This is a genomic window from Pectinatus haikarae (assembly GCF_015732185.1).
Taxonomy (GTDB): Bacteria; Bacillota; Negativicutes; order Selenomonadales; family Selenomonadaceae; genus Pectinatus; species Pectinatus haikarae.
Genome location: NZ_WIQM01000016.1, coordinates 407,230 through 425,324, shown reverse-complemented (window position 1 = coordinate 425,324; position 18,095 = coordinate 407,230). Strand labels below are relative to the sequence as shown.

General features: G+C 39.0%; 18 protein-coding genes and 1 riboswitch. Of the genes, 13 read left to right on the top strand and 5 right to left on the bottom strand.

All coding sequences use genetic code 11. From position 1 onward, the window contains the following. Window positions 1-11 precede the first annotated feature (11 nt). The 9 genes from I6758_RS12575 (at window position 12) to I6758_RS12535 (ending at window position 7,876) form a co-directional block, all read left to right on the top strand. Window positions 12-452 (top strand): pilus assembly FimT family protein, encoded by a 441-nt coding sequence (locus tag I6758_RS12575; RefSeq protein WP_196605605.1) that lies wholly within the window; start codon window positions 12-14, stop codon window positions 450-452. Continuing rightward, complete coding sequence (locus I6758_RS12570; RefSeq protein WP_196605604.1) at window positions 452-826, top strand: hypothetical protein; 375 nt, start codon at window positions 452-454, stop codon at window positions 824-826. Before I6758_RS12575 ends, I6758_RS12570 begins: the two co-directional genes overlap by 1 nt. Further along, the gene (locus I6758_RS12565; RefSeq protein WP_196605603.1) at window positions 819-1,355 is read left to right on the top strand and encodes a PulJ/GspJ family protein; all 537 of its coding nucleotides are present in this window, start codon (window positions 819-821) and stop codon (window positions 1,353-1,355) included. The genes I6758_RS12570 and I6758_RS12565 overlap by 8 nt, the downstream gene beginning before the upstream one ends. A 10-nt stretch (window positions 1,356-1,365) precedes the next feature. Beyond that, on the top strand, window positions 1,366-1,815 hold the full coding sequence (locus I6758_RS12560; protein WP_196605602.1) for a hypothetical protein: 450 nt from the start codon (window positions 1,366-1,368) through the stop codon (window positions 1,813-1,815). Then, window positions 1,805-2,962, top strand: coding sequence for a PilN domain-containing protein (locus I6758_RS12555; RefSeq protein WP_196605601.1), 1,158 nt, complete (start codon window positions 1,805-1,807; stop codon window positions 2,960-2,962). The genes I6758_RS12560 and I6758_RS12555 overlap by 11 nt, the downstream gene beginning before the upstream one ends. Before the next feature lie 4 nt (window positions 2,963-2,966). Further along, entirely contained in the window at window positions 2,967-3,500 is a 534-nt protein-coding gene (locus I6758_RS12550; protein ID WP_196605600.1) for a type IV pilus inner membrane component PilO, read from the top strand. A gap of 299 nt (window positions 3,501-3,799) precedes the next feature. Continuing rightward, window positions 3,800-3,893: riboswitch (glycine riboswitch) on the top strand. 86 nt (window positions 3,894-3,979) lie between these two features. After that, window positions 3,980-5,353 carry an amino acid permease gene (locus I6758_RS12545; protein WP_196605599.1) on the top strand — a complete coding sequence of 458 codons (1,374 nt, stop codon included), beginning with the start codon at window positions 3,980-3,982 and terminating at the stop codon, window positions 5,351-5,353. A 188-nt stretch (window positions 5,354-5,541) separates the two neighbouring features. Further along, window positions 5,542-6,432 carry a LysR family transcriptional regulator gene (locus I6758_RS12540; RefSeq protein WP_196605598.1) on the top strand — a complete coding sequence of 297 codons (891 nt, stop codon included), beginning with the start codon at window positions 5,542-5,544 and terminating at the stop codon, window positions 6,430-6,432. 244 nt (window positions 6,433-6,676) lie between these two features. Next, the gene (locus I6758_RS12535; RefSeq protein WP_196605597.1) at window positions 6,677-7,876 is read left to right on the top strand and encodes an MFS transporter; all 1,200 of its coding nucleotides are present in this window, start codon (window positions 6,677-6,679) and stop codon (window positions 7,874-7,876) included. Between the two features lie 123 nt (window positions 7,877-7,999). Here the strand turns inward: I6758_RS12535 and trhA are convergent, their stop codons facing one another. The 5 genes from trhA to I6758_RS12510 all read right to left on the bottom strand — a co-directional run bounded on the left by trhA (window position 8,000) and on the right by I6758_RS12510 (window position 12,699). After that, window positions 8,000-8,653 (bottom strand): PAQR family membrane homeostasis protein TrhA, encoded by a 654-nt coding sequence (gene trhA, locus I6758_RS12530; RefSeq protein WP_196605596.1) that lies wholly within the window; start codon window positions 8,651-8,653, stop codon window positions 8,000-8,002. Between the two features lie 176 nt (window positions 8,654-8,829). Next, entirely contained in the window at window positions 8,830-9,504 is a 675-nt protein-coding gene (locus I6758_RS12525; protein ID WP_196605595.1) for a YczE/YyaS/YitT family protein, read from the bottom strand. Window positions 9,505-9,722: 218 nt separating this feature from the next. Next, window positions 9,723-10,610, bottom strand: coding sequence for a myo-inosose-2 dehydratase (iolE, locus tag I6758_RS12520; protein WP_196605594.1), 888 nt, complete (start codon window positions 10,608-10,610; stop codon window positions 9,723-9,725). Window positions 10,611-10,768: 158 nt separating this feature from the next. After that, window positions 10,769-11,707: a DMT family transporter gene (locus I6758_RS12515; protein ID WP_307224395.1), complete on the bottom strand. Its 939-nt coding sequence runs from the start codon at window positions 11,705-11,707 to the stop codon at window positions 10,769-10,771. Window positions 11,708-11,814: 107 nt separating this feature from the next. Next, window positions 11,815-12,699 (bottom strand): sugar phosphate isomerase/epimerase family protein, encoded by an 885-nt coding sequence (locus I6758_RS12510; RefSeq protein WP_196605593.1) that lies wholly within the window; start codon window positions 12,697-12,699, stop codon window positions 11,815-11,817. Window positions 12,700-13,202: 503 nt separating this feature from the next. Here I6758_RS12510 and I6758_RS12505 point away from each other — a divergent pair. The 4 genes from I6758_RS12505 to I6758_RS12490 all read left to right on the top strand — a co-directional run bounded on the left by I6758_RS12505 (window position 13,203) and on the right by I6758_RS12490 (window position 17,910). Further along, the gene (locus tag I6758_RS12505) at window positions 13,203-14,126 is read left to right on the top strand and encodes a sugar phosphate isomerase/epimerase family protein (protein ID WP_196605592.1); all 924 of its coding nucleotides are present in this window, start codon (window positions 13,203-13,205) and stop codon (window positions 14,124-14,126) included. A 127-nt stretch (window positions 14,127-14,253) separates the two neighbouring features. Beyond that, window positions 14,254-15,414, top strand: a complete 1,161-nt coding sequence (locus I6758_RS12500; RefSeq protein WP_196605591.1) for a Gfo/Idh/MocA family protein — start codon at window positions 14,254-14,256, stop codon at window positions 15,412-15,414. A 5-nt stretch (window positions 15,415-15,419) separates the two neighbouring features. Further along, the gene (locus I6758_RS12495; RefSeq protein ID WP_307224391.1) at window positions 15,420-16,808 is read left to right on the top strand and encodes a sugar porter family MFS transporter; all 1,389 of its coding nucleotides are present in this window, start codon (window positions 15,420-15,422) and stop codon (window positions 16,806-16,808) included. Between the two features lie 199 nt (window positions 16,809-17,007). Then, a complete protein-coding gene (locus I6758_RS12490; RefSeq protein ID WP_196605589.1) occupies window positions 17,008-17,910 on the top strand; it encodes a helix-turn-helix transcriptional regulator in 903 nt (300 codons plus the stop codon). The last annotated feature ends 185 nt before the right edge of the window (window positions 17,911-18,095 follow it).

Here is an 18,095-nt window from a genome sequence, read left to right as displayed (position 1 = left end):
GGAAAAATGCAATGAAAAAAAGACAATATGGTTTCATGAGCATTGAGTTGATATTATCTCTTGCAGTACTGGCTGTATTTTTTCTTATGGTTGCGCCTAAATTTTTACTGACGGAAAAAATGCAGACAGATTTTCAGGCTCAATACCTGCTTAGCAATCTGCGGCTTCTTCAGCAGAAAAATTTTTCACTGCCGCATGAAGCGAAGGCTGTTCCTACACCATATATGGTGCTGAACAAAACTTCATATGAATTATATTTTGACCCTGCCGCAAAACCTGTTGTAGTAAATATGCCGGAGGGAATAGTGCTGAGTTCGAATCACGGAGCAGTATTTTCTTTTAATCGAGGTGATAAATATACGGTCAATGCCGCGACGATAAATATTTCCGGCAAAGATTCTTTGGCAAAAGTAATTATTCATTCATATGGGCGCATCAGGATGGCAAAATAATGAACAATAAAGGTTTTTTTATGCTTATGCAGGTTTTTTCCCTGAGCATATTGCTTTTGGCTGCGGCGGCTATCTTCAGTGTTTTTCGAATATATTCAGAAAATCAGGTGATGGAAGATGCTAAAATGACTGCTGTTTATCTGGCACAAAAAGAAATTGCCATGATTGAAGGCGAGATATTAACTGAGAAAAAATTCTATGATGCGGGAACGATAAAAGAAGCTTCAATAAATAAAAATAATGTTTTTTTCCATATTAATACTTCCCTATCAGTAAATGATAAATTGAAAACTGTGACTGCCAAAGTAAATTGGACCGTCAATGGAAAGCAGGCCGAATTTGATTTAAGGAAAACGGTGTATACAAATGAATAAACAAAAAGGAAAAAATCAGGCCGGAAGTATATTACTGGAGACACTGCTGTCGCTTAATATTTATGTATTTATCATGATGAGTATTTCCGTTATCTTTTTGGCAGTGCTGCATATGTATTTGAAAAATATTTATCAGATGGAACTTCGTTCACAGATGCGTTTTGCAGCCGAATGCATAATTCAGGATATAAAGCATGCTGATTCGGTGACAGTTTATCAGGAAAGCGGGCATGATGCCATTGCCATTACCACACGTGCTACCACGGGCAGCAGTGAAGCGTCAGCAGAATTTATAAAATACAGACAAGATGATCTGGCTTTTTTTCCGCGTATTATAAAAAAGGGGCAGCCACTGACAGGTGACAATGATTTTTGCTACACCTATGTGAGGTTTTCATGCCGGCCTTTATCAGAGAATAAGGATAATCGTGTGTATTTATTGGAATTGAAGGGGACTCATCAATTTTCTTCCCAGTATTTTTATCTGGATACAGCAGTGACAAGATTGGGAAGCCGTTCATTGAATTGAGGCACAAAAAATGAACAATAAGGGAATTTCCACATTGACAGGATTATGCTATATCCTGCCGATGCTCTTTATCACTTCCTCGTTTTTTCTTTTAAGCACCAATGAACAAAAAATAGATCTGTTGGCTGTAAATGGTATTAAAGCTCAGTATGCCGCAGAAAGTGCTTTGGAAAGGACAATATATCTATTGAGCACAGAAACGTTTATTTATGATGATATAAAACGACAGGCAGATGGGAGTTTTATAACTTATAAAAAAACTCTGTTTGAGGAGAGCTGGCAGGAAGATGAAGAACAGCTGAGCGCTGCTGTTTATCTGCACTTTTTCAATTATGAGGACTCATATTTCACACTTAATGCTGTGGGGAATGCCGGCGGTGCTTCTAAACGGATAACAGTATATATTAAGGAAAAAGAACATAAATTATCCGTGATACGGTGGAATTACCATGAAGAATAAAAAAATTGAAAAATTGCTTTACAGCAATCATATAAATGTAGTTTCACTGGCAATAATGGAAGATGATATTTATCTGGCCAATATTAAATTGGAGGATAATTTATGGAAGATAAAAAATATTGAACATTATATGTCAGTAAATTTTTCGGAATTTGATCAGCTTAGTGATATATTGAAAAATGCAGTGTTGAAAATAGGCTGCAGAGACCTGCCTGTATATATGTGCATCTCTGCTGACAAATTTAATTTGTATAAAAATATTTTTCCTCCGATGTCTTACAAAGAGCTGAAAAAGGCTATTTATTGGGAAATTCGCGGTAATGCGGCAATAGATGACACTCAGTGCGTTTCTTTCGATTATGAATATACGGAGGACTCGGTAAATATAAAAATATATACAGCAGAGAAAGCATTTATTATGACTCTGTATGCTATATGCACCGCTGCATATTTATGTCCATGCGGAGTTTTTCCGCTGCAGGATGAAGTTCTGGCGAACAAAGAAGAAAGCGAAATTTTTCAGCTGGGGTGGCATAAAGGAGCAATAAGCTTTCATTTAGCGACGGATGAATCAATTCTTCCCCCGTATATAAAAAGTTTGGTGCAGAATATTTTATTGAAAGACAGTAAATTGGATCTGCTGCCGGAAAAACAAAAACCCGCGCGATTGAATTGGCGGAGAATAAGCGTCTTTATGTGTGCAGCAGCTTTTATTTTTACAGCGGCTATAGCGAGTTTTTTTCATTTTGCCATAGCCGCTGCCCATGAAGAAGAAATCGGTTTAGAGTCACAATTACATAATATGAAAAATATTGTTGAACAAAAAAACATGTTTGAAAATTATCAAATGGATATTCAAAAAAGAAAAAATATTTTGCTGGGACTTCATCCGATTAATATGTCCGGTTATGCATTACTGAGCAATATGGGGTCTGTTTGTATTGACGGAGTCTGGCTTAATGCCGTCAAAACTGATGAAATGGACAATATTATCATTACAGGCACCAGTTTGAGCTATGAAGCACTTGAAGAATATATAGGAGCATTGAAACAATATTACTTTCCTGATACCTCAATGCTTTCTGAGAAAGAGGAAAAAGAAACAGGTGCTGTAATTTTTGTTTTGAAAATATATAAAGACAGGTGAATATATGGGAAAAAAAGATAAGTATTATCTGTCTGTTGTGAGTTTAATGATATGCGTATATGCCGCTGCGGTTTATTTACTGCTTTACATTCCTTGTGATAGAGAGCTGTATGCTGTAGAAAAGAAAATAAGCAGCAATAAAGAACAGCTGAGAATATTGAGATCATTTTCTGACAGGTACGAAAAGAAGGAAAATACTGCAGGAAAAATAGAAGAAATAAATTTATTTTGGAAAAATAAATTGCCGGATCAAAAAAATGAAGCAGTTTTTATTTCCTCATTGCAGGAAGCCGCTGCTGCGAGCAATATTGTCCTTTCCTCTGTCGAACCTGTACCACAGTCCGGTAAAAATGATCTTTATGAGGAGATAATTATAAAAATAAAAACTAAGGGTGATTATTTTCAAGTGCTGGATTTTCTGGAAAAAATTAATGGCTTAGATCGTTATAATATTGTTGATAAGATAAATATTGCAGTACAGGGCAATCTGCTGGAAACAGATATGGATATAAGAATCTTTTCTATTTCGCCAAAATAATCATGGTGGTCTTTCTGCTGCTGCGGAGGATAAGGACCATCCGCCATCGGGATGCGGCACATAAATATATATGACAAGCTAATAAATTAAATTGACAAATATTTATAGGCAATTAATTTTAATATTATCGGTGTTTGTGTGGATAATATTAATGTATTTAAATAATTGACATTTATAAAAATAGGTGATAAAGTATGTAACTGTATTGAAAATTGCATATAATTTCGGATGAAGATATTGGGAGAGAGACTTTACAGTCCGCCGAAGATGTTATACTTTCAGGCAAAAGAACCAATATCAGACGGACCTCTGGAGAGCCTCAGATGAGCACCGAAGGAGCAAGCTGCTGATTTTAGCAGTGAATCTCTCAGGTAAAAGGACAGAGTATGGAGCAGTATGTTATCTCAGAGGTCAAATTTTTATAATTTGACCTCTTTTTATTTTGAGAAGATTTTAATATATTAAAAGGCGGAATTTACATGTCGGAAAAACAAGGTTTATCAAGAGAATTGAAAAATCGCCATGTGCAATTGCTGGCAATCGGCGGGGCGATAGGTACAGGGCTATTTTTAGGAGCAGGCAGATCTATTCATTTGGCAGGACCATCTATACTTTTGGCATATTTGATAACGGGTATAATTTGTTTTTGGGTAATGCGGGCTCTGGGCGAACTTCTTCTTTCAAATTTGAACTATCATTCATTTGTTGATTTTGTTTATGAATATATGGGAGACAGAGCCGCTTTCATTACAGGCTGGACTTATTGGTTCTGCTGGATATCCCTTGCTATGGCTGATCTGACAGCAGCAGGATTGTATATTCAATATTGGCTTCCTAGTGTTGGTCAATGGGTGCCGAGCTTTATAGTACTCGTGGTTTTATTGATCATGAATCTTACTGCGGTGAAAATGTTTGGTGAAATGGAGTTTTGGTTCGCTTTAATCAAGGTAGCGGCAATATTGACTTTGATCGTTGTTGGTGCCGTTATGATCTTCAAGGGATTTTCTACAGATATAGGTGAATCAGGTTTTTCAAATCTATGGAATAACGGCGGTTGGTTTCCGAATGGGATCAGTGGATTCATACTTTCATTCCAAATGGTCGTTTTTGCATTTACCGGTATCGAACTCGTCGGTATAACCGCAGGAGAAACAAAAAATCCCGGAACGGTTATACCGCAGGCTATCAATAATATACCTATCCGCATTATAATTTTTTATATAGGTGCTCTTGCCATAATAATGAGTATCTATCCATGGACAGCAATAAGTCCGGATAAGAGTCCGTTCGTTCAGGTATTTGCCGCAGTGGGAGTAGCAGCCGCCGCCGGTATAGTGAATTTTGTTGTATTGACAGCTGCAGCATCAGCATGCAACAGCGGCATTTTCAGTACAAGCCGTATGGTATATTCTTTATCAAAAGAAAATAATGCACCGGAATCTATGAAGAAACTTACATCCAGGCAGGTACCCGCTAATGCGACAATATTTTCTGTAGCGGTTATCTTAATCTCAGTAATTTTAAATTATATAATGCCTAAGGGTGTTTTTGTATTGATCACAAGTATATCAACTATCTGCTTCATTTATATATGGGCAATTATGGTTATCTGCCACATGAAATACCGTCAGTCAAAATCTGAGTACAAATCATTAAATAAATTCAGAATGCCTTTTTATCCGCTCAGCAGTTATTTGATTTTATTATTCTTCGCATTCGTTATAGTGATTTTGGCATTCAACGAAGAAACAAGGGTCGCTTTATTTGTAACGCCGGTTTGGTTTATTATGCTGGCTGTCATCAAGGCACGGATGAAAACGAAGAGCTGTATGCAGAGCGATCTGGCACGTTGAACAGATTATTTGCACATGTTTTTTAAAAAATATATGCAGTGGCTATTGAATTAATTGTCAAAATGCAATAGAATTTTCTTTAGTATACATTGAATAATGCGGAGAGCTGCGATTATTATATAAAAAATACGCGCGTTATGGCAGCGGTATTATTCATTGCAGGGAAATAGGGCTATTGGAGGATATGAATGGAACAATTGCCAAGTATTCAGCAATTAGAAAATTTTATTATTTACGGCAAGGTCAGAAATTTTACAACAGCAGCAAAAAAGGCAAATATTACTCAATCGGCATTTAGTTTTCAGATGAAGAAACTGGAGGAGCTTCTGGGGGTTAAGCTTATAGTCCGCTCAAATAGAGGAAGCGACCTGACTGAAGCGGGAGAGAAATTCCTTCAGCATGTTCAGAAAGTTATAGGCGAGCTGTCTGAATGCGTTTATGAAATGAAACAGATAAAAGGGAAAACAATGCCGTTGAACATAGGCGCTTTGATGTCATTAGGCGATGTTTTGATGAATCAGCATTTGTCATATTTTCAAAAACATAATGCGGATTTGACAATAAATGTTTATAATTTGGAAGCTTATGAGCTTTTTCGTCAGCTGGAAGATGGGTCACTTGATATAATATCAACATTTTATATGTCCCAGCTGGATGTGGCAAAATATGAAAGAACATTCTTTTGCAATGAAAAAATGGTATTTTATGCGCCACATTTCAATTCTCAGAAAAATGAGCTGGCAATAGAGGATATAGCCTCGTATCCTTTAGTGCAGTATGCACCGCATTATTTAATGAATTCAATTATAAAAAATTATTTTACGGTCAATAAAAAAACACCCGTAGTCAAGGCTTGGCTCTCTACTCCGTATGCCATCATGAATTATTGTCAGCAGAATGAGACGGGGGCTGTGCTTTCAGAACGTCTTTTGAATGCAGTGGGAATAGAGGACGGTTATTATGACATGGCGCCTTCCTTTAATTTAAAATGCTATTTGATGTATAAGAAGAGCAATCCTAAATATAAAATAATGAAAGTATTTATTGATTATATACAGAAATTATATACAAACAGATGAATATGGCAGCGGAAGTTCTATGAAAAGAATGGAATTTCCGCTGCCTTTTTCATTGCATCGGCATAATATAATTTTATGACAGGTATCTAATTCTTTTGTTATACAAACCCATTTCCGGAGTATATAATAGGCGATATCAACTCATTTCGAAGTGCAAAAACCTTGTTTTGAAGGGCTTTAGAACATGCTGCCTTTGGGAACAGCAGCCGGAAAGAGAAGTAAAAGTAAAAATGGAGATGTGGTTATGAGCAAAGGTTCCTTATTTAACAAGGATTTCGTACTGGACACCGGTATAAATTTTGTTGTATATCTTATTTACTATTTGTTAATGGTTATAATAGCTGTAGTAGCGAAAGAGCAGCTGAATGCTTCTTTGAGTGAGGCAGGGCTGGCTTCAGGTATTTTTATCCTGGGTACGCTGCTGGCGAGACTGCAGCTTGGAAAAGAAATTGAACTATATGGAAGAAAAAAGACTTTATATTTTGGCATTATATTTTATTTAGTGACAACGCTGATGTATTTTTATATTCCTAATTTGGCTGTTATGTATGTCGTTCGTTTTTTGAATGGGATGGCTTACGGCGTTATTTCGACGGCTACAAATACTATAATTGCCAGCTGTATTCCGGAAGAAAGACGCGGTGAGGGAATAAACTATTATGGACTCAGTACCAGTCTTGCCGCGGCTATAGGACCATTTTTAGGTATGCTTTTGATGCTGATAGCAAACTTCAATGTAATTATAATAACTTGTGTGGCACTGATCGTTTTATGCGTGGCAGGATGCTTTACTCTTACAGTGAGAGAAATGAATCTCACTGAGGCTGAAAGAAAGCAAATGAAAAAATGTACGTTGGATAATTATGTGGAATCACGTGTTATGGTAATATCGATAATAGGATTTTTAATGGGATTCGCTTATTCAAGCGTATTAAGTTTTTTGGCGGCCTATACAAGGGAAATAAATCTGGTGGATGCCGGAACATTTTTCTTTGTAGTGTATGCTGTTATTATTACTATTACAAGACCGATGACAGGCGTGATCTTTGACCGCAAGGGTGAAAATTATGTGTTGTATCCCTGTTATATATTTCTGGCCGCCGGTTTATTTCTTTTAAGTGTGACAGGCACGTCAGCTACTTTGCTTTTGTCGGGGGCTTTGGTCGGCCTGGGGTACGGTACATTCATGTCAAACGGGCAGGCAGTCTGCATTAAGCTCACTCCGCCGCATCGTATCAGTGTTGCGCTGTCTACTTATTTTGTAGCTTTGGACTTGGGGATAGGCGTGGGACCGTATATTCTTGGAAGTCTCAGAGATTTTATGGCTTTTCAGCAGCTATATGCTGTCGCCGGTGCTGTTGCAGTAGTATGTTTCATTTTGTATTACTTTTTCTACGGCAGGAAAACAGGCAGGCAGACACAGACTTCGGCAGAGAATTTTTAAACTGTAAATATTTTGGATGAATAACGGTTTACAAGTCAACTGAAAAGATGAAAAGGCTGCACAAACAAGAAATGTTTGTGCAGCCTTTTTTATCTGGGTTACGCAAGAATCATAATAAAATGTTCACATGACCGGCATGGGCATTACATATTTGAAAACTGTTATAAAATGCGAAACGCTGCCTCCTATTACAAATAGATGCCATACAGCGTGATTATAGGGAATTTTTTTATCCAAATAAAAAATCGTGCCTATTGTATATAACAGACCGCCTGCAACCAGCCAGTATATTGCAGCGGCAGGCAGTACAGCAAGCAGCGGCTTTACCATGAAGACCGCCAGCCACCCCATCAGAAGATAGCACAAAGTGGAAAAGAATTTGAACCTTTTTACAAAGAAAATCTTGAAAACAATTCCTGCCAATGCCAGCCCCCAGATAATACCGAATATGGCCCAACCAAAAGTGCCATGCAGCGGTATCAGAGTAAAGGGGGTGTAATTGCCGGCAATTAATATGTAAATAGCGGCATGATCAAAGAATTTTAAAATCTCCTTCACTCGTCTGCGGGAAAAACTATGATAAAGAGTAGAAGCAAGATACAAGAGCACCAATGATACACCATATACCACAGCCGCGACCATCTGCCACAAACCGCCGTCCAAATAAGCTCTGGCAATAAGTACGATAAGAGCGATTACCGCAAAAAAAGCGCCTATACCATGCGTAATGGCATTAATTTTTTCTTCTAAAACATCATTTATTATTATATTTGGCATATTATTATCACCTTTCCTTAAACTATAAAGCAAATGCAATTATTTTACCTGCAGGCGTGCTGCTATTTAAAAGCAGTGCGCCTGTAATTTTGATTATATCACATTTTTATTTAAGAGGTTATGCCAAATATATACGTATAAACAGGTATAAGACAGATAAATAACATTTTCTGAGATTAATTATCATTTTTGCCATAAATCAGAGGCATATTTATATTCCTGTTGAAAAAAGAAATTAGAGGTCCTGTGAATAAAGCCATTATGATCGTGCCAATTCCTACTATACTGCCAAGTGAAAAACCGATAGAAACTGATAAAAAATCCCAAAAAATACGTGCATAACGAAATTTTATTCTGCCTTTAGATTTTTTCTCTACTATCCATCCTGCTGCGTCATATGGACCCATGCCAAAATTTGAACATATATATGCGGATGTGCCATAACATGATATCAAAATACCCAGCAGCAATAAAATAATACGGATGGTCAGACTGCTGTTGCTGCCCAATAATATCAGCAATATGTCATAAAAAATATCACTGGCGGGACCGAGTAAAAACATGTTGATCAAAGTTCCTATATTGATAAAACTCTTATCCAGTAAAAACACAAACAGGATTATTATGCAATTATATATTATCACACATTTACCGAACGTCAGCCCTGTCAATATGCTGTAGCCTAAATTCATGCACGAAAACGGATCATTGCCGAATAAGCTCAGGCGCATCATACTTATGGACAGGCTCATTATGATATTGCCGAAAACAATTGCTGCAAAACGATGCTTCAGTCTGCAATCTGTACCTGTTTCAGATGAATTGCTGATAATTTTTTTTAAATTATACATATTATCATGACCTCTACCCGACATATTGATTTTAAAAGGCAATTTTTCTCCGGAAAAAATTCCATGCAAAAATAAGTGATAATCAAGTATGTACACAGATTTTCATGCAGTTTTTTCATCGGCGGATAGACATTAAAATAAAATAATGCCTGAGTTTTATTTGTATATCTACCCAAGCATTTATATATTTTAGAATATTTATTTATTTTGGTGCAGCATTATAATCCGGATACTTTTTTCACATAGCTGCGGGCCTTTTGAGCGTACTCAAGCGGATTGGCAACAGCAGGGTCCTGTTCAGCTTCTACTAATGCCCATCCGGTATAATCATTTTTATTCAGTATGTCAAAAATTGGACCGAAATCGATATCGCCGTCACCGGGAACGGTAAACATCCCCATTCTTACACCTTTCAGGAAACTTAGATTTTCTTCTTTTACTTTGTCTACCAGTTTTTTACGAACATCTTTCAAATGAACATGCTTGATTCTGTTAATATGTTTTTCAAGCACCCGCAGATGATTTTTTCCGGAGCACACCAGATGGCCCGAATCATATAGCAATGACACCAGATTGGGATCGGTCAGTTCCATAAGCTTATCGATTTCTTCCTCTGTCTGCACACCTGTTCCCATATGATGATGATATACTAACGTCATATCTTTTTCCTTGGCAAGCAGTCCAAGCTTATCGAGCCCTTCCGGTACGGTTTTCCACTGTTCGTCAGTATAATGCGGCTTGCTGGCAAACAGTGGAGTTTCTATTTGCCCTTGGATGCTGTTTCCCTGTTCCGCCACAACAATAACTTTCGCACCCATTTCATGCAGAAAATCCCGGTGTTCAATAAAGGCCTTGGCGGTTACTTCATATGGTTTACTGGTCAAAAATGAACTGAACCATGCACTGGCAATATTCATATTGCGAAGAGACAATGCTTTTTTCAATATTTTTATGTCGCGCGGAAATTTTCCGCCGACCTCGCAGCCCGTAAAACCTGCCAGCGCCATTTCACTTATACACTGTTCAAAAGTGTTTTCTTTTCCTAAATCCGGCATGTCATCATTTGTCCAGCCAATCGGACAAATACCTAATTGTATTTTTGCCATTTTTTTCTCCTCTTATATATAATATAATTGTTTGTTTATGGGTATATAATAGCATTGTTACTGTTGAATGTCTATACATTTGTGATTAATTTATGAACAAAAATTTGTATATAAGTTTACTTCATTTTTTCATCTATATGAGGTGAATATTTACTTTATCAATGATTCACCTTATTAGATAAAATATGTAAATGCTGGAAGCAGGCCGCTATCTGCCTGTTATGGGTGGTCATATAAACACCGACGAATATTGCGGCAGCACCGAAGAATTCCAGCATACCAAAACTTTCGGAAAAAAACCATACCCCGCAGAATATTCCTACTAATGGTGTTATATTGGCAAAAACAGCCGACAAACTTGGGCCGGCATTCTTGACACCGATATTCCAGCATACCATCGAACAAACTCCGCCGAGAAGCACAATAAAAGTGAAGGCGTAGATTGCTGGCAGGGGCAACGGTGTGTAATATAGTTCATCTGTATACAGTGCATAAACAGCAGTCAGTATCGCTCCGAATAATCCAGCCCATGCGGTAACCAGAAAAACCGACAGAGATTGCATTACTTTTACCCCAATGAATGAATATAAGGCCCAGACTACTTGACAGATAAAAAATAAGATATCGCCCTGGTTGAAAGAAAAATTCAGTAAAATATCAATATTTCCTTCAGTAAACAACAGCAATGCTCCGCATAGAGACAGTATAATACCCAGCCATTGCAGAAAACTGAGACATTCCTTTAAAAATATTGCTGCCATGAGTGCCGTAATGGAAGGACCGACTGAGGCTATGAGCGTGCAGTTGGTAATCGTAGAATATTTGAGACCTGTAAACTGAGCGATATTGTTTATAGCTATACCGGTCAGCCCCATAAGCAGCACCGGTATGACAAATTTAGCCGGTAAAAAAAATCTGGGTTCACTGCGCAAATAGATTATGAAAAATAAAATAAGACTTATGAAAAAGTAGCGCATACTGGTCAATGCCGCGGGCGACCAGTATACCATAATAAGTTTTATGCATAAGGGCTGTATACCCCAGAATACAGTGGCCGTTATAAGTGCTATATAGGTTTTTTCTCTGTTTTTTTCCACGTATAATTTCCTATACAAATTTTAGTCGGAATAAAAATCATGATCAAAATAAATGCTTATGTGTATAATCAAAAACGGCGGCTTTGTCAGCCGCCGCTGTCTTGATATCAAATGCCCAGTCCTCTTTCGACTATTTTCCGTGCTTCGGACGCCTGTTTATCCATTTTTTCCGGATAGCCGAACAGTGATACACAGGCTATCGATTCACCGCCGACTTTAAATTTGCGATCGGTAAATTTCATTTCCTGAAGTTTTTCAAATATTCCCGCAAAATCGACTTCCCCTTCACCCAGTCCCAGATGCTGATGGATTGTCGCATCAACCCCCGGAGGATTTAATATATATCGGCAGTCTTTGGTGTGATTCATCGTATCGGCAAACAATACATGTGATAGATCATCTCCCGCATAGTCCAGCATACTTTTCACGTCACCTTTGCCGTTGTCATAAAAAAATGTATGCGCCGCACAATAAAGATATTTTAAATTGTCACTGCGCAAAGATTTGACCAGATCTGCCGATTCATTGCTGTTTTCACAAAAATCATACGGATGGGACTGTATCTCTATCCTTATACCTTCTCTTTCGATGATAGGAAGCAGTTCCTCCATGGATTTGTACCACATTCCTTCACATATTTCCGATTGGTGAGGATCACCTGAAAGTTCCGTGTTTATAACAGAAACATTCATATCGACGGCTATCTCTATCATTCTTTTCCAGTTTTTTACCGCGATCTGCCGCTGTTCTTCCGTTGGGCCGGACCAGCGATACACTACTATAAAGGAAGAAATTTCAACACCGGTTTCCTTTAAGGCTTTTTTGTATTCTGCCTGACATTCGCGGCTGAATTTTGGATGCTTGTAAAATGGATTTATTCTGGGATGCGGTGATTGTTCAATATACTTATACCCCCATGCTGATACCTTGTGTACCATGTCACTGATTCCCATTTGTTTTGCCAAAACATCTACGTCAAATGCTAATTTCATATTCAGTCACCTTTCTGATAATATTATGATTAATTTATGAATAATTATTGAATATAAATTAGCACTATAAAAAAAGAATGTCAAGTATTTTTTATTTATTTTGTATTTTATAAATAATTTCTAAATTATAAGCATATTTTTTCTGCAATTTAAAAAAATTGTGCGCAGTGATCTGATTCTGCATGGATAATATTGCCCGGACAGATCTATCAGCGGGTCAGAAGTTTTACTTTGTTTTATATCTGCTGATTCGCATGCCGATCTGCGAACATAACATGATTTTTATTTTATCTGCAGAATATTTAGGTGCAGCAGACTGACGTATATTGTCCGGTTCGCACCAGAAAATTGTGAACAGATATGAGAAACAGCAAGATAATGAAAAAAAACTTTATTGATGATATAAAATAATCAAAAATTAGCCAATATTTTGGAATTTTTTTGATTATTTTTTTGTTAAACTATATGTGCATCAAAAATAAATGTAAAAGGAGTGATTTGTTTTGACAATACACATTACCGGGGCTCCATGCTGCTGGGGGATTGATGATGTAAGAAATCCTTATTTGCCGGCCTGGCAGAAAGTTTTGTCCGAAGCCGCTCAGGCGGGATATACGGCAATAGAGCTTGGTCCATACGGATATCTGCCGCTTGATATCAATGTCGTGAGCCGCGAACTGGAAAAAAACCGCATCTCTATTGTCGCTGGGACTATATTTGATGACTTGGTAAGTGAGGAAAATTTCAGTAATCTTTTAAAACAGACAGATGATATCTGTTCCATAATTACAAGGCTGCCTAAACTTCCTACTGAGAAAGGACAGCATTTTCCCGCACCATACTTGACAATAATGGATTGGGGGCATGATGAGCGGGATTTTGCCGCCGGACATTCCGGGCGTGCGTCCAGGTTGAAGAGCAGTGACTGGCAAAACATGATAAGGCACATTATCGGTATATGCGACCGGGCTGCAAAGTGGAAAGTGCGTCCGGTGCTGCATCCCCATGCCGGCGGGTATATAGAATTTGCTGACGAGATTGATAGAGCCGCATCGGACATCCCCTGTGAAAAAGCAGGTTTTTGTCTCGATACGGGTCATCTGAAATATTCCGGCATGGACCCTGTGCAATGGTTAAGAAAGTATGCTGACCGCCTGGACTATATCCATTTTAAAGATATAAACCAGAAGATATATGCACAGGTGATGAAAGAGCATATCCGCTTTTTCGACGGATGCGCCAAGGGTTCAATGTGCCCGATCGGGACAGGAAATATTGATTACATTTCAATACACAAATTATTGATCGAGGAAATCAACTACTCCGGCTATATCACGATCGAGCAGGAGCGCGATCCGAGAAATTCCCAGACCAGTCTGCGTGACGTAAAGGCAAGCCTTGATTACTTAAAAAGCATTGGTTTTTGAGAGTCGGGACCCATATCGACAAATGATCGTATCATATGTTTTTCAATGCGAAGTCCTGATGTAAATGAAGAGCTTCGCCTGAAATAAAAATTTTATTTACAGCAAATCCTAAGGAGGTTCTTTTTTTATGATCAACGGAGAGAAAATTTTGGATCATCCCATACGCTGGGCTATGGTCGGCGGCGGCAGAGGCAGCCAGATCGGCTATATTCACCGCTCGTCCGCCTTACGCGACAATTCATTTCAGCTGCTTGCAGGCGCTTTTGACATTAATCCCGAACGCGGCAGGGATTTTGGCATCCAGCTGGGCGTTGCTCCGGAACGCTGCTACCCCGACTACAAAACATTGTTTGCCGAAGAAGCCAAACGCCCGGACGGTATAGAGGCTGTTTCCATAGCCACACCCAACGGCACTCATTATGAAATATGCAAAGCCGCTCTGACTGCGGGTCTGCATGCCGTATGCGAAAAACCGCTCTGCTTTACTCATGCGCAGGCAAAGGAGCTGGTCCGGCTGGCGGATTCCAGAAATCTGGTAGTGGGCGTCACTTATGGATATTCCGGGCATGAATTGATCGAGCAGGGACGTCAGATGATATCGCACGGTGATTTGGGAGAAATACGCATTATAAGAATGCAGTTTCCTTACGGTGCCTATGCCAGTACCGTAGAGGAAAAAGATCCCGCTGCGAAATGGCGTATGGAGCCTAAAACGGCAGGACCTTCCTTTGTTCTGGGTGATGTCGGTACACATGTACTGTTTCTCGCCGAAACTATGGTCTCTGATTTTAAAATCAAAAACCTTTTATGCCTGACGAAATCCTTTGTTAAAACCCGTCAGTTGGAAGACAATGCGTTTGTTCTTATGAACCTGGAAAGCGGTGCTCAGGCTACATGCTGGTCATCAGCTATAAACTGCGGAGCGCTGCACGGGCAGAAAATCCGCATCATTGGCTCCAAAGCCTCCATAGAATGGTTTGACGAACGACCTAACCAGATGAGTTATGAGGTGGAAGGCGAGCCGGTAAGAATTCTTGAACGCGGCGGTGCTTATCTATATCCGGAAGCTCGCAGGGAAGATCGTATCAGTGGCGGACACTCCGAAGGACTTTTCGATGCCTGGGCCAACCTTTACCGTCGTTTTGCCATCGCTATGCAGGCTGCCGGAAAGGGAAAGAAAGTCGACTTCTGGTACCCTGATATCCATGCCGGTGCTCAGGGGGTCAAGTGGGTGGAAAAATGTGTTGAATCGGCGGTCAACGGCAGCAGCTGGGTAGATTATAATTAAAAGAGGTGAATATATTGTCCAAACGAGTAGATCCGAAAAAATATGTCATTCTGATCGGCTTAGTGGCTACTTTCGGCTCCCTGCTTTTCGGCTATGATACAGGTGTTGTAAATGGTGCGCTTCCCTTTATGGCGAGACCGGATCAGCTTAATTTATCTCCTGTGCTGGAGGGAGCAATTACGGGAGCAATAGGTCTTGGCGCGGCACTCGGCTGTCTTATTGGCGGGCGGTTGGCCGACCTGCTTGGCAGGCGGAAAAATCTATTATATCTTTCCATCTTGTTTTTTCTGGCGACTATAGGCTGCTCCCTCTCCCCTAATGCTTATATTATGATAGCATTTCGCTTTATACTCGGAGTAGCTGTCGGTGCGTCTTCTGTGACCGTCCCCATTTATCTGGCGGAAATAGCCACTAAAGAAACGCGAGGCCGCATGGTCGGGCTGATGGATCTGGTCGTCGTATCCGGACAGCTGCTGGCTTTCATCATTAACGCTGTTCTGGCTATTCAGCTTGGCAATACATCGCATGTATGGCGGTATATGATCGCTGTTGCCGCTATACCGGCAGTCGCATTGTTTGCAGGTATGCTGAAAACAGATGAAAGTCCCCGCTGGCTTGTAGCAAAAGGCCGTATCAGTGAAGCCATGTCAGTACTTCATAAAACACGTACCACAAAAGAACAGGTAATTGCCGAACTTAATGAATTGCAGGATTTGCTGAGCAAGGAAGAGAACCGAAAAAATTTTACACTGAGTGATCTGAAAACAAGGTGGATACGCCGATTGTTATTCCTTGGCATCGGACTGTCTATTACCCAGCAGATTACCGGTGTAAATTCAATAATGTTTTACGGATCGCAGATACTGACATCTTCAGGATTCAGCACTCAGGCAGCATTGATAGGAAATATCGGCAACGGTGTAATTTCTGTATTAGGAGGCTTGTTCGGACTTTACTTGGTTGGCAAAATAGGGCGCAGGCCGATGCTTACACTGGGGCTGGCAGGTACCACTGTCTGTATGCTTGGGATTACCTTGATATCACATTTCGCACCACATTCGTCACAGCTTCCATTTTATGTGTTGGGACTGACGATTACCTTTCTGGCTTTTCAGCAAAGCTGCGTATCTCCTGTTACCTGGCTTATGTGTTCGGAGATTTTTCCTCTTCGCATGAGAGCGACCGGTACAGGCATGGCTGTTTTTTTCCAATGGATAGGTAATTTCGCAGTAAGTTTCACTTTTCCCATTCTTTTGAATGGACTGGGGTTGTCCTTGACCTTTGCTGTTTTTGTTATCATGGGGCTTTGCGCAATTATCTTTGTTCAGTTGTTTATGCCTGAGACGAGAGGACGAACGTTAGAACAGTTAGAAAATGATTTCAAAGTGGATTAACCTTTTCCGGTATTAAGAAATACTATAGCGCAATTCTTAATTTGTCCAGAATTATAAGATTTTTTGAAAAAAAATAAATTTATAGATGAATTTGAGCAATAAATTTTATATAATAAATACAGGATATTATCATATGTTTTTGTTTAGAGAACATAATTATAAATGTTCGGCATATACTGCGAAACAAAGAAGGCTTTTTATGACTGTTGTTTATTATAATAAAAAATTATTTCAGTCTGGCTTTGAAAAAAACATTCGTCTGCTTTACGTCTGTAAAGCGGATCGTACTCAGACAAAAATTCCTACGGCATTGCATTCACATGAGGAAAATCTTGAATTGCTTTACGTCTACGCCGGAAAAGGTGTGTTTCGCATTGAAAATCAACTTTTTCATATAACTGCCGGTGATTTGCTCATATATAATCAGGGCGTTTTGCACGATGAGTGGTCAGATCCGGAAAAAGGCATGGAGTTTTTTAATTGCGGTCTGAGCGGAGTACAGCTTGATGGGCTTAAGCCCGGCCATTTGATCAGTGACGGCATTTCTCCCGTTTTGCACTGCCAAGCGTTGGCAGGCCGCGTGGAAAATATTTTTGAGAGCATGCATGAACAGATTTCTGAGGATCGTACTCATGCCGAGATCTTCTGCCAGTATGCTGTCAGTGCGCTTATGATTCTACTGGTTTATCAGGCTCCATGGGAAAATATTACTCAAAAGAGCAAAAAAGATACTTTTATCCTGTATTTAAAAGAATATATGGACAACCATTATCTTACAGACATAAATATTGATGCTCTCGCCAAAATGATTCATATGAGTCCGTCGAACCTGACTCACCAATTTAAAAAACGGATCGGTTTCTCTCCTATACAGTATATCATTCACAGAAGGATAGGAAAGGCCCAGTCACTTTTGATCAGCACTGATAAAAGTATAACGGAAATTAGTATGTTTATAGGCTATGATAATGTAAGCTATTTTAATAATCTTTTCAAAAGAATTGTGGGAATGGCTCCGAAAACTTATCGAAAATGCCGGGTTGGCGAGATTCAATATAAAAATTTGGACTATCTTTGTAAATTAACGATAAAAAATAAATAACTAAAATATAAGGGGAATATCAGCTGATATTTCCTTTATATTTTAGTTATTTTCAAATTCCTGCAAGTTTATTGCAAAAATTCAAATATTAGGTTCTTAATTCAGCAGAAAAAATAAAGTATTCCTCGACGGATAATATTATAATAGGTCTGTAAATAAAGGAAAATACTGTACAGGCATAATAA